The 15,850-nt window shown below is 62.5% G+C and carries 12 protein-coding genes and 1 riboswitch; of the genes, 10 read left to right on the top strand and 2 right to left on the bottom strand.

From position 1 onward, the window contains the following. Positions 1–73 precede the first annotated feature (73 nt). A riboswitch (cobalamin riboswitch) is annotated at positions 74–272 on the top strand. Between the two features lie 93 nt (positions 273–365). From cobW to WH299_RS22340, 4 genes are all read left to right on the top strand, one after another. After that, a complete protein-coding gene (gene cobW, locus WH299_RS22355) occupies positions 366–1,427 on the top strand; it encodes a cobalamin biosynthesis protein CobW (RefSeq protein WP_028615878.1) in 1,062 nt (353 codons plus the stop codon). A gap of 3 nt (positions 1,428–1,430) precedes the next feature. Further along, entirely contained in the window at positions 1,431–5,192 is a 3,762-nt protein-coding gene (gene cobN, locus WH299_RS22350) for a cobaltochelatase subunit CobN (protein WP_339551320.1), read from the top strand. Between the two features lie 186 nt (positions 5,193–5,378). Further along, positions 5,379–6,377, top strand: coding sequence for an ATP-binding protein (locus WH299_RS22345; RefSeq protein ID WP_339551319.1), 999 nt, complete (start codon positions 5,379–5,381; stop codon positions 6,375–6,377). 53 nt (positions 6,378–6,430) lie between these two features. Then, entirely contained in the window at positions 6,431–7,030 is a 600-nt protein-coding gene (locus tag WH299_RS22340; RefSeq protein ID WP_323624167.1) for a vWA domain-containing protein, read from the top strand. Here the strand turns inward: WH299_RS22340 and WH299_RS22335 are convergent. After that, positions 7,027–7,974: a DUF1853 family protein gene (locus tag WH299_RS22335; RefSeq protein ID WP_323624050.1), complete on the bottom strand. Its 948-nt coding sequence runs from the start codon at positions 7,972–7,974 to the stop codon at positions 7,027–7,029. The genes WH299_RS22340 and WH299_RS22335 overlap by 4 nt on opposite strands. Before the next feature lie 144 nt (positions 7,975–8,118). On the opposite strand from WH299_RS22335, the gene WH299_RS22330 reads away from it, so the two are divergent. From WH299_RS22330 to pepN, 6 genes are read left to right on the top strand one after another with little or no spacing between them, the layout of a single operon-like run. After that, positions 8,119–9,009: an NAD(+) kinase gene (locus WH299_RS22330; protein ID WP_038845279.1), complete on the top strand. Its 891-nt coding sequence runs from the start codon at positions 8,119–8,121 to the stop codon at positions 9,007–9,009. Beyond that, positions 9,006–9,980, top strand: a complete 975-nt coding sequence (locus tag WH299_RS22325) for a metallophosphoesterase (protein ID WP_370468651.1) — start codon at positions 9,006–9,008, stop codon at positions 9,978–9,980. Before WH299_RS22330 ends, WH299_RS22325 begins: the two co-directional genes overlap by 4 nt. Further along, the gene (locus WH299_RS22320) at positions 9,977–10,846 is read left to right on the top strand and encodes a rhomboid family intramembrane serine protease (RefSeq protein ID WP_122726116.1); all 870 of its coding nucleotides are present in this window, start codon (positions 9,977–9,979) and stop codon (positions 10,844–10,846) included. The genes WH299_RS22325 and WH299_RS22320 overlap by 4 nt, the downstream gene beginning before the upstream one ends. A gap of 14 nt (positions 10,847–10,860) precedes the next feature. Next, complete coding sequence (locus WH299_RS22315; protein ID WP_016972751.1) at positions 10,861–11,121, top strand: YeaC family protein; 261 nt, start codon at positions 10,861–10,863, stop codon at positions 11,119–11,121. Further along, a complete protein-coding gene (locus tag WH299_RS22310; RefSeq protein WP_016979427.1) occupies positions 11,118–11,948 on the top strand; it encodes a DUF2797 domain-containing protein in 831 nt (276 codons plus the stop codon). The genes WH299_RS22315 and WH299_RS22310 overlap by 4 nt, the downstream gene beginning before the upstream one ends. Positions 11,949–11,961: 13 nt before the next feature. Continuing rightward, positions 11,962–14,619 (top strand): aminopeptidase N, encoded by a 2,658-nt coding sequence (gene pepN / locus WH299_RS22305; protein WP_123477089.1) that lies wholly within the window; start codon positions 11,962–11,964, stop codon positions 14,617–14,619. A 52-nt stretch (positions 14,620–14,671) separates the two neighbouring features. On the opposite strand, the gene WH299_RS22300 is transcribed toward pepN, so the two are convergent. Continuing rightward, on the bottom strand, positions 14,672–15,718 hold the full coding sequence (locus WH299_RS22300) for an aldo/keto reductase (protein ID WP_123477091.1): 1,047 nt from the start codon (positions 15,716–15,718) through the stop codon (positions 14,672–14,674). Positions 15,719–15,850 lie beyond the last annotated feature (132 nt).

Here is a 15,850-nt window from a genome sequence, read left to right as displayed (position 1 = left end):
ATTTCAGCCGTTACCGCAGAAACGGATATGTACCCAACCCAAACCCCATCATTGACCATCCCCCAAGCACTGCGTAGCCTTGCACCCTCGAGGTTCTTCGGCCCACGCCGAAGCTAAGAAGGGAACGCGGTCCAAGCCGCGGCTGCCCCCGCAACTGTAAAGGGTTCAGCTGACTGCCACGCCACTGCCGAAAGGCGGGAAGGCGCAGCCAGCGCCGGTCGCAAGACCCGCAAGCCCCAAGCCAGGAGACCTGCCTCGCAATCGATTTTCTACTTCAACCGGGCGGGGTGATCCGGTGACGAAATCCGCTGCTGCGCACCGTCGCAGGGCCTATCGTCCCGTATGCCCGCCCCCAAGGGCATCCGATGAAAACACTGGCCAAACTCCCCGTCACCATCGTCACCGGCTTCCTCGGCTCGGGCAAAACCACCTTGCTGCGCCACATGCTCGACAACGCCCAGGGCCGTCGCATTGCCGTGATCGTCAACGAATTCGGCGAGCTGGGTATCGACGGTGAAATCCTCAAGCAGTGCTCCATCGGCTGTACCGAAGAAGAAGCCAACGGCCGCGTCTACGAGCTGGCCAACGGCTGCCTGTGCTGCACCGTGCAGGAAGAGTTCTTCCCGGTGATGCGCGAATTGGTGGCCCGCCGCGGCGACCTCGACCACATTCTCATCGAAACCTCCGGCCTGGCCCTGCCAAAACCGCTGGTCCAAGCCTTCCAATGGCCGGAAATCCGCAGCGCCTGCACCGTTGACGCGGTGATCACCGTGGTCGACAGCCCGGCTGTGGCCGCCGGCACCTTCGCCGCCTTCCCGGACCAAGTGGATGCCCAGCGCAAGCTCGACCCGAACCTGGACCACGAATCACCCCTGCACGAGCTGTTCGCCGACCAACTGGCCAGCGCTGACCTGGTAATCCTCAACAAGACCGACCTGATCAGCCCTGAAGACCTGGCCCGCGTGCGCCTTGAAGTCGCTGAAGAACTGCCACCCGCGGTGAAGATCATCGAGGCCAGCAGCGGTCGCCTGCCGCTGGACGTGCTGATCGGCCTGGGTGCCGGCTCCGAAGAGCACATCGACGGCCGCCACAGTCATCACGATCATCACCACGAAGGTGAAGACGATCACGATCACGACGCCTTCGATTCCATCTCCATCGACCTGCCGCAAGCCGACGAAGCGCTGCTGCTCGACGCCCTGACCCAGTTGGTGGTGCAACACGGCATCCTGCGTGTAAAAGGCTTCGCCGCAATCCCGAACAAGCCGATGCGTCTGCTGATCCAGGGCGTGGGCACGCGTTTCGACAAGCACTTCGACCGTGCCTGGAGCGCTGACGAGCCGCGTATTACGCGCCTGGTGCTGATCGGTCAGGACCTCGACGCGGCCGGCCTTGAAGCGCAACTGCGCGCCGCCCTCAGCGTTTAACCCATGCACCTGCTCAGGACCCAGCCCGGTGGTTTCGTCTCGGACGACAATATTGCCGACCTTGGCCAAACCCCCGCTGACCTGGTGATCCTGTGCAGCGGCGATTCCAGCCTGGCGCTGCTGGCCGAAGCGGCGCAGCAGTTACCCGACGATTACCCCAGCTTTCGGCTGGCCAACCCGATGCAGGTGCAGAACCACGCCTCGGTCGACCTGTACGTCGATGAAGTGCTGCGCCACGCCAAGGTCATCCTGATCTCGCTGCATGGCGGTATCGGTTATTGGCGTTACGGCATCGAGCGTCTGGTGGAGTTGGCCGAAAGGGGCGTGCAGCTGATCCTGGTGCCGGGGGATGATCGCCCGGACCCGGAACTCAGCGGGTTGAGCACCGTCGGCGCCGAAGCGCGGGATCGCCTCTGGCACTTCCTGCGCCAGGGCGGCCTGGGCAATGCGCTGGATTTTTATCGCTGCCTGGCCACTGCCTACCTGAGCCGTGACTACGCCTGGGCCGAGCCGCAAACCCTGCCGCGCACGGCGATTTATCATCCGCGCCACGCTAACGCCCGCCTAAATGATTGGCAGGCCGACTGGAATGCCGAGTGGCCGGTGGCGGCGGTGCTGTTCTACCGCTCCCATTTGCAGGCGGCCAATACCGGTTTTATCGATGTGTTCTGCCAGCGCTTGCAAGCGGCGGGTCTCAATCCGTTGCCGATGGCGGTGGCCAGTTTAAAAGAGCCCGGCTGCCTGGCGGTGGTCGAGGACCTGCTGGACGAGGTGGGCGCGGCGGTGATCCTCAACACCACCGGCTTCGCCCAATCCAGCCCGGAAGCGCCGCATTTGCGCCCGTTTCGCCGCAGTATCCCGGTGATCCAGGCGATCTGTGCCCAGGACAACCAGCCCGGCTGGGAAGCCAGCGAGCAAGGCCTCGGCCCCCGGGACCTGGCGATGCACATTGCCCTGCCAGAGTTGGACGGACGCATCATCAGCCGGCCGATCAGCTTCAAGGACCTGGCCTGGCGCAGCGAGCGCAGCCAGTCGGATGTGGTGTGCTATCGAGCGGCGCCGGAACGCATGGATTTTGTCGCAGAACTGGCGCGACACTGGGTCGAGTTGGCGCGGGTGCCGAATGCCGACAAACGCATTGCGCTGATCCTTGCCAACTACCCGACCCGCGATGGGCGTATCGGCAATGGTGTCGGCCTGGATACGCCGGCGGCGGCGCTGAATATCCTGCGTGCGTTGCACGTCGAAGGCTATCCGGTGCCGGATGCACTGCCGGAAAGCGGCACGGCACTGATCCACGATTTGCTCGGCGGCGTCACTAACGACCTGGACAGCCTCGACCTTCGCCCCTGTCATCAAAGCCTTGGCCTGGATGACTACGAGGCGATGTTCAGCCGCTTGCCCGAGGCCAATCGCCAGGCGGTGCTGGAGCGCTGGGGCACGCCCCATAACGATCCGATGTTCCGCGATGGCCGCATGATGATCGCCGGCCTGCGCCTGGGCCTGACCTTTGTCGGTATCCAACCGGCGCGGGGTTATCAGGTGGACGCCAGCGCGGTTTACCATGATCCGGACCTGGTGCCGCCCCACGGCTACCTGGCGTTCTATTTCTGGCTGCGCCACACCTATGGCGCCCATGGCGTGATTCATGTGGGCAAGCACGGCAACCTTGAATGGTTGCCGGGCAAGGGTGTCGGCCTGTCGGAAAGCTGCTGGCCCGATGCGCTGTTGGGGCCGCTGCCGAATATCTACCCGTTTATCGTCAACGATCCGGGCGAGGGCGCCCAGGCCAAGCGACGTACTCAGGCGGTGATCATCGACCACCTGATGCCGCCGCTGACCCGTGCTGAAACCTACGGCCCGCTGCGTAACCTTGAGCTGCTGGCGGACGAGTATTACGAAGCGCAACTGCTCGATCCGCGCCGCGCCCTGGAGTTGCAGAAAGACATCCTCAAACTGGTGCGCGAAACCCGCATCGACCAAGAACTTGAGCTGGAGAGCGACGCCGACGCTGCCGTGTGGTTGCCGCGCCTGGACACTTACCTGTGCGACTTGAAGGAGTCGCAGATCCGCGATGGCCTGCACATCTTTGGTGAGTCGCCCGCAGGCCGCTTGCGTATCGACACGTTGCTGGCCTTGTTGCGTATCCCGCGTGGCGATGGGCGTGGCCCGCAATCGAGCCTGTTGCGCGTGTTGGCCAAGGCTTTCGACTTGGGCTTCGATCCGTTGGACTGTGCCCTGGCCAAACCTTGGACGGGGCGTCGACCTCTGGTATTGCAGAAGATCGACGCGCAATTGTGGCGCACCGCTGGCGATACCCGCGAACGCCTGGAGCTGTATGCCGCACGGCTGATCGAGCAGGCGCTCGAAGGCCCGCTTGAACAGTTGGAAGAGCCCGGCTGGGAAGAGGTGAAGGCGGTTATCGAAAGCCTGCGCATCGTGGTGGCGCCGCGCCTTGACGCCTGTGGTCCCGCGGAAATGCGCGGATTGCTGGATGCCCTCAGCGGCCGGTTTGTACCGGCGGGTCCGAGTGGTGCACCGAGTCGCGGGCGTTTGGATGTGTTGCCAACGGGGCGCAACTTCTTCACCGTCGACGTGCGCAACCTGCCGACCACCACGGCCTGGCGCATCGGCTTCCAATCCGCCAACCTGATTCTTGAGCGGCATTTACAGGACCACGGCGACCACCTGCGCCAGCTCGGCCTGTCGGTGTGGGGCACTGCCACCATGCGCACCGGCGGCGACGATATCGCCCAGGCCATGGCACTGATGGGCGTGCGCCCGGTGTGGGCGACCGGCAGCCAGCGAGTGGATGATTTCGAGATCCTGCCGATCAGCCTGTTGGATCGCCCGCGCGTAGACGTGACCTTGCGTGTGTCGGGCTTTTTCCGCGATGCCTTCGCCAATTTGATCCGCCTGTTCGACGCCGCGGTGCAGGCCGTGGCGGCGCTGGATGAGCCGGACGACATGAACCCGCTGGCCGCCAAGGTGCGTAGTGAGCGTGAGGCGCTGCTCACGTCGGGCCTGGACGAAGAGGCGGCGGCGAAACAAGCCGGTTGGCGCATCTTCGGCGCCAAGCCCGGCGCCTATGGCGCGGGCGTGCAGGGCGCGGTTGACGGTCGCCTGTGGCAAAGTCGTGAAGACCTGGCCGAGGTTTACTTGAATTGGGGCGGCTACGCCTATGGCGGTTCCGACGAAGGCACCGCCGCCCGCGCGCAGTTTGCCCAGCGTTTGAGCCAGGTGCAGGCGGTGTTGCAGAACCAGGACAACCGCGAGCACGACTTGCTTGACTCCAACGATTACTACCAATTCCACGGCGGCATGCTCGCCGCCGTGGAAACCCTGAGCGGCGACAAGGCGGCCAGCTATCATGGTGACCACAGCCAGCCCGACCTGCCGAAGATCCGCACCCTGAAGGAAGAGCTGAACCGGGTGATCCGTTCCCGCGCCGCCAACCCCAAGTGGATCGAAGGCGTGAAGCGCCATGGCTATAAAGGTGCCTTCGAGATGGCGGCGACCGTGGACAACCTGTTCGCCTTCGACGCCACCACGGCGCTGATTGACGATCACCAATATGCCCTGTTGGCCGACGCTTATTTGCTCGACCCCGACACCCGCGCCTTTGTGCAGCAACACAACCCCGATGCGCTGCGTGACATGACTGAGCGCATGCTCGAAGCGCAGCAGCGTGGCATGTGGCAGGAACCGGGGGCGTACCGCGAGGCGTTGGAAAACCTGTTGCTGGATATCGAAGAGGATGGCTGAAGGCAAGCTTGTTGTGGTGAGCGGGCTTGCCCCGCGCTGGGCTGCGAAGCGGCCCCAAAACCGGACACCGCATTTTGCCAGGAAGAATCCGTTTAGCTTTATTGGGGCTGCTACGCAGCCCAGCGCGGGGCAAGCCCGCTCACTACAGTGAGGTTGCTTGTGTCGCAGAATTTGAAGAGGAATCGTATGACCGATATTCCCCATTTCCCGCTGTCCGCCGTAGTCGGCGCCGATGAGCTGAAACTGGCGCTGTGCCTGACCGCCATCGACCCGAAGATCGGCGGTGTGCTGATCGAAGGCCCGCGCGGCATGGCCAAGTCGACCTTGGCGCGTGGTTTGGCGGACCTGCTGGCCAGTGGTCAATTCGTGACTTTGCCCCTGGGCGCGACTGAAGAGCGCCTTGTCGGCACGCTGGACCTGGATGCTGCATTGGGCGAGGGCCGGGCGCAGTTTTCGCCCGGCGTATTGGCCAAGGCGGATGGCGGCGTGCTGTATGTCGATGAAGTCAACCTGCTGCCCGATCATTTGGTGGATTTGCTGCTGGACGTGGCCGCCAGCGGCACCAATCTGATCGAGCGCGACGGCATTTCCCATCGCCATTCCGCGCGGTTCGTGCTGATCGGCACCATGAACCCGGAGGAGGGTGAGTTGCGTCCGCAACTGCTCGACCGTTTCGGTTTCAACGTGGCGTTGAGCGGGCAGACCTTGCCGGCCGAGCGTGGGCAGATTATTCGTCGGCGCCTGGATTTCGACAGCGACCCGGCGGCGTTCTGCGCGCAATGGGAAGCGTCGCAGGCGGCCTTGCGCGAACGCTGCACTCAGGCGCGGGCACAGCTGGACACTATCGCGCTGGACGACGAGGCGCTGGCAACGATCAGCGAACGGTGCTTCGCGGCGGGCGTCGACGGTTTGCGTGCGGACTTGGTGTGGTTGCGCGGCGCTCGGGCCCATGCCGCCTGGCGTGGCGCCAGTGCGATCGCCGAGGAAGATATCGAAGCGGTGGCCGAGTTTGCCCTGCGCCATCGTCGCCAGGAACAGGCCCCATCGTCCAACCCGCCAAGCGAAGGGCAGTCGCCCACATCTTCCGACGCTTCGCCAGGCCAAGGCCAGTGGGGCGACATGCCCGCTCCGGCCCTGCCCACGGGGGCGCGCCGGGAAGTCCCCACCTGGCCAAAAAAGCCCTAGGCATTCGCCCCCGACCTGACACGGGGGCGGATGCCCGCCCCAAGGCAGGGCGACTGGACAGCGGCAGGTACGGTAAGGCGCGCAGCGCGAAACAAGGCTCGATCAATTGGCCGGGCACCTTGCTCGGTGGTCGCCCGCAAACCCGTGAAGATCTGCTCTATCACCTGCGCAGCCGTTCGGCCCATGAGCTGTGGCTGGTGATTGTCGATGCGTCGGCGTCCACCCGGCGGCACCGTGCGCTCACCGATGCCAAGGGTTTGTTGGCGCAATTGTTTGATGACGCCTACCGCCAGCGGGCGCGGATGGCGTTGTTGACGGCCAGCGGGCACTCGCCCAAATGGCAGGTCCAGGGGTTGAAGGCGGCGAAGGGCTTGGCGGATTGGCTGGATCAATTGGGCGCGGGCGGTGGTACGCCGTTGCTCGCGGCGTTGACCGAGGCCGGGGCGTGGTTGACGCTGCGACGCAAGCGTTATCCGGCTGAGCGACAGCAGTTACTGGTCATCACTGACGGGCGACTCAAGGACATCGCCGGGTTGCCGCTGCTGGAGTGTCCGGGGCTGTTGGTGGATATCGAGCGCGGGCCGATCAGGATAGGTAGGGCGCAGGAGTTGGCGGTTGGGTTGCAGCTGGACTATCGGCATATTGACGATTAGCTATTGCCCGGCACGTTGGGCCAAAGATCCGCCACCAGGAACAGCCGCTCGGCTTCCTCCCAATCCTGATCGACTTGAACCATGCGCACCAACAACTGCGCCGGTGCCATCGGGTCCAGCTCCGCCAGCCAGCCTCTCATCTGTTCTTCACTCCAGACTTCATCCGCCGGGTAATGCGCCGGCGCCAACCACGCATGCCTGGGTAGGGGCTGCCAGCGACCGGGCGGACTTTGGCTGACAAACGCTGGCCAATCACGCTGATGCAACCAGCGCCCACGTAAATGCTGTGGATGGGCACCAATGGGGGCTTGGGCCTCGCCAGGCCAGGGGTACAACAGATAGCCGCCCAGCCACAAATGCGCATCGAAATGCTGGATATCCAGCGCCGCCAGCGCCTCTCGGCTTTCCGCCCGCTTAGAAATCGGCAGTTGATGCTGGGCCAGATGCGCCAGCTTGCGGTCCAGCCGGTCGTGGCAGCCCGGCCCCAACCATTGATCCGTGTCCTGGCCATTGCCGTCCTGCGGGCCGAGATAGAGTTTGATCGCCAGTTCCAGATGATGCACGCCGTCACGGTCGCACAGCAGCATGTCCAGCTCGCCGAGGGTATGCCCGGCGCGGCGGATTGGCAGATTGGCCGCCAACAGTTCCACGCCCGGCGCATGCTGTACGGCGAACTGCCACAGGCGCTCGTAATACAGGCCCAGGCGCCGGGTGCGTGACTGGTTCAGCCACTGCTGCAAGGCGCTGCTGTCCTGATCGAGCTGGCGCAGCCAGTGCTCCAGCAGATGAGGCGCTTGCACCCAATCGCTGCCGGTCAGCGGATGGCGTTGCGGCCACGGCGTTTGCGCGAGCATCGGCGGGGCGAGCATCACCCACGCGAGATCGCGCACTTCGGGGTGGCGCAGCTGGCGGGGCAGGTTGTGCAGATCCGGGAACACAGTCATGGTCCGAGCATAGCCTTTTAAGTGCCGGGCAGGTGGCTGAGAACCATTGTCATCAAGGCTTCACGGCGACAAAGGATTTTGCCTGGGGCGGCCTTTCGCCCATAATCCTTCTTTTTGCCACACCCCACATCCCGCAGGAGCCCCATGGAGCAATTTCGCAATATCGGCATTATCGGTCGCCTGGGCAGTACCCAGGTGTTGGACACCGTCCGCCGGCTGAAAAAATTCCTGCTGGACCGCCACCTGCATGTGATCCTCGAAGACACCATCGCCGAAATCCTTCCTGGCCACGGCCTGCAGACCTCATCACGCAAGATGCTCGGTGAAGTGTGTGACATGGTGATTGTGGTCGGCGGCGACGGCAGCCTGCTCGGCGCAGCTCGAGCCTTGGCACGGCATAACGTGCCGGTGCTGGGGATCAACCGTGGCAGCCTGGGTTTTCTCACCGATATCCGCCCGGATGAGCTGGAAGTCGAAGTGGCCAAGGTGCTCGACGGCCATTACCTGGTGGAGAACCGCTTCCTGCTGCAAGCCGAAGTGCGCCGCCACGGCGAAGCCATCGGACAGGGTGACGCCCTTAATGACGTGGTGCTGCACCCTGGCAAGTCCACGCGGATGATCGAGTTCGAACTCTATATAGACGGCCAGTTCGTGTGCAGCCAGAAGGCTGACGGCCTGATTGTAGCCACGCCCACCGGCTCCACCGCCTATGCGTTGTCGGCGGGTGGCCCGATCATGCATCCCAAGCTGGATGCCATTGTGATCGTGCCGATGTACCCCCATATGTTGTCGAGCAGGCCGATTGTGGTCGACGGCAACAGTGAGCTGAAAATCGTGGTGTCCAAAGACATGCAAATCTACCCGCAGGTGTCGTGTGACGGGCAGAACCATTTCACCTGCGCCCCCGGTGACACCATCACCGTGAGCAAAAAGGCACAGAAGTTGCGGTTGATCCACCCGCTGGACCACAACTACTACGAAGTGTGCCGCACCAAGCTGGGCTGGGGCAGCCGCTTGGGGGGTGGAGGCGACTGATGCTCGATCCCGCGCGTAGCTACGACCTGATTGGTGACGTGCACGGTTGCGCTCATACCCTTGAGCACTTGCTCGACCAGTTGGGCTATCACAAGATCGGCGGTGTTTGGCGGCATCCATCGCGCATGGCGGTGTTCCTCGGCGATATCATCGACCGTGGCCCACGCATCCGCGAGGCGTTGCACATCGTCCACGACATGACCGAAGCCGGCCAGGCGCTGTGCATCATGGGTAACCATGAGTTCAACGCACTGGGCTGGACCACGCCCGCGCCGCCGGGCAGTGGCAAACAGTTTGTGCGCGAGCACAACCCACGGCATGCGCGGTTGATCCACGAGACCCTGGCGCAATTCGAACACCACCCGGCCGACTGGCACGACTTCCTCGGCTGGTTCTATGACATGCCGCTGTTTGTCGATGCCGGGCGCTTTCGCGTAGTGCATGCCTGCTGGGATGACGGCTTTATCGATCCGCTGCGCGCCACTTTCCCGGACGGCTGCATCGACCAGCATTTCCTGCAGGCCGCCGCCGTGCCGGGCAGTTTTGCCTGCAACGCCTTCGACCGACTGTTGCGCGGCACTGATATGCGCCTGCCGGATGGCCTCACGCTGACCGGTGGCGATGGCCTGACGCGCTCGTTCTTCCGCACCAAGTTCTGGGAGGACGATCCCAAGACCTACGGCGACATCGTGTTCCAGCCCGACGCCTTGCCGGAGCCAGTGGCGCGTACGCCCTTGTCTTCCACCGAAAAGAATTCCCTGCTGCGCTACGGCGTCGACGAACCTTTGTTGTTCGTCGGCCATTACTGGCGCAGCGGCAAACCGGCGCCGATCCGCGAGAACCTGGCGTGCCTGGACTACAGCGCCGTGCTGTACGGCAAGCTGGTGGCTTATCGCCTGGATCAGGAAACCCGCCTGGATCCGAGTAAATTCGTATGGGTCGACGTAGAGCGCCCCGAGGTTATCAAATGAGTGCTGTGGCGGTATTACGCCTGCCCTTGAGCGTCGACCTGGGCGGCTTTGTCCAGTTGCTGCAACGCATGCAAGTGCCCCATCGTGTCAGCGAAGAGGCGGGTGAGCAGGTGTTGTGGGTGCCGGAAACCATCAGCGACGACGTGCGTGTGCTGTATCAACGCTTTCCTGCGGGTGACCCGGACCAGCAACTGGATATTCCCGAGCAGGCGCCGATCAAGCGCCCTGGGTTTCTCCAGCAACTGCGGCACAGCCCGTTAACCGCGTTGGTGCTGTTGGCAAGTATCGTTGTGGGCGCCGTGACCTTGCTCGGTGAAAACCTGCAAGCCATGAGTTGGCTGACGTTCCTGCAGTTCCGCATCGTCGGCGAATACATCCAGTTCACACCGCTGGCCGACAGCCTGGCGGCGGGGCAGTGGTGGCGCCTGGTGACGCCGATGCTGATCCACTTCGGTATCCTGCACCTGGCCATGAACGGCATGTGGTACTGGGAACTGGGCCGGCGCATCGAAGCGCGCCAGGGCAGCATCAACTTGCTGGGCCTGACGCTGTTGTTCAGCCTGGTGTCGAACTACGCTCAATACGTTTTTGGCGGCCCTGGCCTGTTCGGTGGGTTGTCCGGTGTGCTGTACGGCCTGCTCGGGCATTGCTGGATTTTTCAATTACTGTCGCCTAATCCGGCCTATCGCCTGCCCCGTGGGGTGCTGGTGATGATGCTGGTGTGGCTGCTGCTCTGCTTGTCGGGGCTGGTCTCGATGATCGGTTTCGGCGAAATCGCCAATGCTGCCCATGTCGGCGGCCTGGTTATCGGTTGCCTGACGGGTTTGCTGGGTGGGCTGTACAGCCGCCGCAAAGCCTCTCTTTGATAAGGAAGAGCCTTATGTCCTCTTTTGCTGAAATGATCGAAAACATCACCCCGGACATCTACGAGAGCCTCAAGCTCGCCGTGGAAATCGGCAAGTGGTCCGATGGCCGCAAGCTCACTGCCGAACAGCGCGAGCTGTCCCTGCAAGCGGTGATCGCCTGGGAAATCCAGAACCTGCCGGAAGACCAGCGCACCGGTTACATGGGCCCGCAGGAATGCGCCTCCAAGTCCGCGCCAGTACCGAATATCCTGTTCAAGTCGGATGCGATCCATTGATTGAAATTGGTCGCGGTGCAGTCAGCAAGATGTCGGCGCAACTCGGTGAGCCGACCGTTCAATACGCGTTTCGACTGGGCGATGTCGAGGTGCCGGTCAACCCGTTGATTGGTACACACGTACGCCTGGAATACCTCGGTGCCATCCATTGCAGCCATTGCGGCCGCAAGACCAAGACCAGCTTCAGCCAGGGTTACTGCTACCCGTGCATGACCAAGCTGGCCCAGTGTGACCTGTGCATCATGAGCCCCGAGCGTTGCCATTACGACGCCGGTACCTGCCGCGATCCGGGCTGGGGTGAAAAATTCTGTATGACCGATCACGTGGTGTACCTGGCGAATTCGTCGGGGATCAAGGTCGGCATCACCCGCGCCACCCAGTTGCCGACGCGCTGGCTGGACCAGGGCGCGAGTCAGGCGCTGCCGATCATGCGCGTGGCGACCCGCCAGCAGTCTGGTTTCGTCGAAGACCTGTTCCGCAGTCAGGTAGCCGATAAAACCAACTGGCGCGCGCTGCTCAAAGGCGACGCCCAAGCTGTCGACCTCAAGCAGGTGCGCGATGAGCTGTTCGCCTCCTGCGCCGAAGGCTTGCTCGGTTTGCAGGAACGCTTTGGCCTGCAGGCCATCCAACCGGTAACCGACATCGAACCGATCGAAATCCGCTACCCGGTCGAGCAGTATCCGGCCAAGATCGTCAGCTTCAACCTGGACAAGAACCCGATTGCCGAAGGCACGCTGCTGGGGATCAAAGGCCAATACCTGATCTTCGACACCGGCGTTATCAACATTCGTAAGTACACGGCCTACCAGCTCGCCGTGCATCAGTAGAAGGATGCCACCCATGCGCACCGAACAACCGAAGATGATCTACCTGAAGGACTATCAGGCGCCGGACTACCTGATCGAAGAAACGCACCTGACCTTCGAGTTGTTCGAGGACCACAGCCTGGTCCACGCGCAACTGGTGATGCGCCGCAACCCTGAGCGCGGCGCCGGCTTGCCGCCATTGGTGCTGGACGGCCAGCAACTGGAGCTGCTGAGCGTGAACCTTGCCGATCAGGAATTGACGGCAGAGGACTACCAACTGACCGACAGCCACCTGACGGTACAGCCCAAGAGTGCGACCTTTACCCTGGATACCACGGTAAAAATCCACCCGGAAACCAACACCGCCCTGGAAGGCCTGTACAAGTCCGGCAGCATGTTCTGCACCCAGTGCGAAGCTGAAGGCTTCCGCAAGATCACCTATTACCTCGACCGCCCGGACGTGATGAGCACCTTCACCACCACGGTGATCGCCGAGCAGCATCGCTACCCGATCCTGCTGTCCAACGGCAACCCGATTGCCAGCGGCCCCGGTGAAGACGGTCGCCACTGGGCGACCTGGGAAGACCCGTTCAAGAAGCCGGCGTACCTGTTTGCCCTGGTGGCGGGTGACTTGTGGTGTGTCGAAGACACCTTCACCACCATGACCAACCGCGAGGTCGCCCTGCGCATCTACGTCGAGCCGGAAAACATCGACAAGTGCCAGCACGCCATGACCAGCCTGAAAAAATCCATGCGCTGGGACGAAGAAACCTACGGTCGAGAGTACGACCTCGACATCTTCATGATCGTGGCGGTGAACGACTTCAACATGGGCGCCATGGAAAACAAGGGCCTCAACATCTTCAACTCCAGTGCCGTGCTCGCCCGCGCCGAAACCGCTACCGACGCCGCGCACCAGCGGGTTGAGGCGATCGTCGCTCACGAATACTTCCACAACTGGTCGGGCAACCGCGTGACCTGCCGCGACTGGTTCCAGCTGTCGCTCAAGGAAGGCTTCACCGTTTACCGTGACTCGCAATTCTCCGCCGACATGAACTCGGCCACGGTCAAGCGCATCCAGGACGTGGCGTACCTGCGTACCCACCAGTTCGCCGAAGATGCCGGCCCGATGGCCCACGCAGTGCGTCCGGACAGCTTTATCGAGATTTCCAACTTCTACACCCTGACCGTGTACGAAAAGGGCTCGGAAGTCGTGGGCATGATTCACACGTTGCTCGGTGCCGAAGGCTTCCGCAAAGGCAGTGACCTGTACTTCGAACGCCACGACGGCCAGGCCGTGACCTGTGATGACTTCATCAAGGCCATGGAAGACGCGAACGGCGCTGATCTGACGCAGTTCAAGCGCTGGTACAGCCAGGCCGGTACGCCCCGTCTGGCGGTGAGCGAGTCCTACGACGCGACGGCGAAAACCTACAGCCTGACCTTCCGCCAGAGCTGCCCGGAAACTCCGGACAAGGTGGAAAAACTGCCGTTCGTGATCCCGGTGGAACTGGGCTTGCTGGACGGGAAGGGCGCCGCTATCGCCTTGCGCCTGGCCGGGGAAGCGGCTGTTGGTGCCACGTCCCGCGTGATCTCGGTGACTGAAGCCGAGCAGACCTTTACCTTCATTGATATCCCTGAGCAGCCACTGCCTTCGCTGCTGCGCGGTTTCTCGGCACCGGTGAAATTGAGCTTCCCGTACAACCGCGATCAACTGATGTTCCTGATGCAGCACGACAGCGATGGTTTCAATCGCTGGGATGCCGGTCAGCAGTTGTCGGTGCAGGTGTTGCAGGAACTCATCGCCCAGCATCAGCAGGGCCAGGCGTTGCACATGGATCAGCGTTTGATCACCGCGCTGCGCAGCGTGTTGAGCGACGAACGCCTGGACCAGGCGATGGTGGCGGAGATGCTGTCGTTGCCGGGTGAAGCCTATCTTACGGAAATCAGCGAGGTTGCGGATGTGGATGCCATCCACGCTGCCCGTGAGTTTGCTCGCAAACAACTGTCGGAGAATCTGCACGAAGCACTGTGGTTGCGCTACCAGGCCAATCGCGAGCTGTCCAAGCAGACGCCTTATGTGGCTGCGGCCGAGCACTTTGCCCGTCGCGCGTTGCAGAACATCGCGCTTTCGTACCTGATGCTCAGTGGCAAGCCGGAAGTGCTGGCGGCGACCATCGAACAGTTCGACACCGCCGACAACATGACCGAGCGCCTGACCGCGCTGGCGGTGCTGGTGAATTCGCCGTTCGACGCCGAAAAGGCCAAGGCCCTGGCGGTGTTTGCCGAGAACTTCAAGGACAACCCGCTGGTCATGGACCAGTGGTTCAGCGTACAGGCTGGCAGCACCTTGCCGGGCGGGCTGGAGCGCGTGAAGGCATTGATGGAACACCCGGCGTTCACGATGAAGAACCCGAACAAGGTGCGTGCGTTGATTGGCGCCTTTGCCGGGCAGAACTTGATCAACTTCCACGCGGCGGACGGTTCGGGCTATCGCTTCCTGGCGGATCTGGTGATCGAGCTGAATGGCTTCAACCCACAGATCGCTTCGCGCCAATTGGCGCCGTTGACCCGCTGGCGCAAATACGACAGCGCGCGCCAGGCACTGATGAAGGCGGAGCTGGAGCGCATTCGGGCGTCGGGCGAGCTGTCGAGCGATGTGTTCGAGGTGGTCAGCAAGAGCCTGGCTTAAGCGGGATCGCTGAATAAAAAACGGCCTGTTCGACAGGCCGTTTTTTTTCGCCTCAGATAACCGGCGGGCGGGGGGTGTCCAGGCCGATATCGATGGGGAAACGCTCGGCGATGATGCCGTGCGGAACACCCAATGGTATAGCGCTGGCATTGTCGAGACGGGTGACTTGCTCGGCTGACAACTGCACATTCAATGCGCCTAAGGTGCTGTCCAGTTGGGCGCGTGTACGCGAACCCAGGATCGGGATCAGTGCGGTGGTGGAGCGGCGAGCCTTTTCCCGTAGCCAAGCGATGGCAACGTGGGTTGGGGAGGCGTCCACTTCGGCGGCGACCGCCAGCAGAGTGTCCAGCACGGCGGTTTCGCGGGCGCTGTGCTCGGCGTGCACCAGGATACCGAGCTTGTTGGCACGGTTGTCCTCCTGGGTGTTGCGGTACTTGCCGGTCAGAAAGCCACCGCCGAGGGGCGACCACAGTGTGGCAGCCAGGCCCAGGGCTTCGGCCATCGGCAGCAGTTCACGGTCGGCGGTGCGCTCGACCAGGCTGTATTCCACCTGGATGCCGATGATCGGCGCGAAGTTGCGCACTTCAGCCAGCAGGTCGGCACGGGCGATGCGCCAGGCGGGGAAGTTGGAAAGGCCGGCGTAGTGGATCTTACCAGCGCGAACCAAGTCATCGAGGCCGCGCAGGATCTCTTCCATGGGCGTGACGTTGTCGCTCATGTGCGCCCAGAGCAGGTCGATGCGGTCGGTGTTCAAGCGCTTGAGGCTTTCTTCCACTGAGCGGACCAGATTCTTGCGGTTGTTGCCGAGCCGGATCGTGCCTTCATCGGACGGTTGGCTGCGCAGTGTGTATTTGCTGGCGACCACCAGGTTGTCGCGCTCGGAGGCGATGAATTCCCCCAGCAGCTTTTCCGACTGGCCGAACTGGTAGCCGTTGGCGGTATCCAGGAAATTGCCACCGGCTTGGAGGTAACCATCGAAAATCTGTTTGGACTCATCACGCTCGGCACCATGGCCCCAGCCTGTGCCGAAATTGGCAGTACCCAACGCCAGTTCAGATACCTGCAGGCCGCTGCGGCGGCCAAAGACTTTATTGCGCATACAAAGACTCCTGAGGCAGTGATTTTCTTACATGTTTAGAAACATGTATTTAATATGATCGCGATAATTTATTCGGTCAAGGGCCTTTTTACTGCTGACGTTTTCTGACAGGGGGCTCTGCTAAGCTGCGGC

Source organism: Pseudomonas sp. MYb541, assembly GCF_037479595.1.
Taxonomy (GTDB): Bacteria; Pseudomonadota; Gammaproteobacteria; order Pseudomonadales; family Pseudomonadaceae; genus Aquipseudomonas; species Aquipseudomonas canadensis.
The sequence above is the reverse complement of the archived record's forward strand: the minus strand, read 5'-3'. Positions and strand labels throughout refer to the sequence as shown.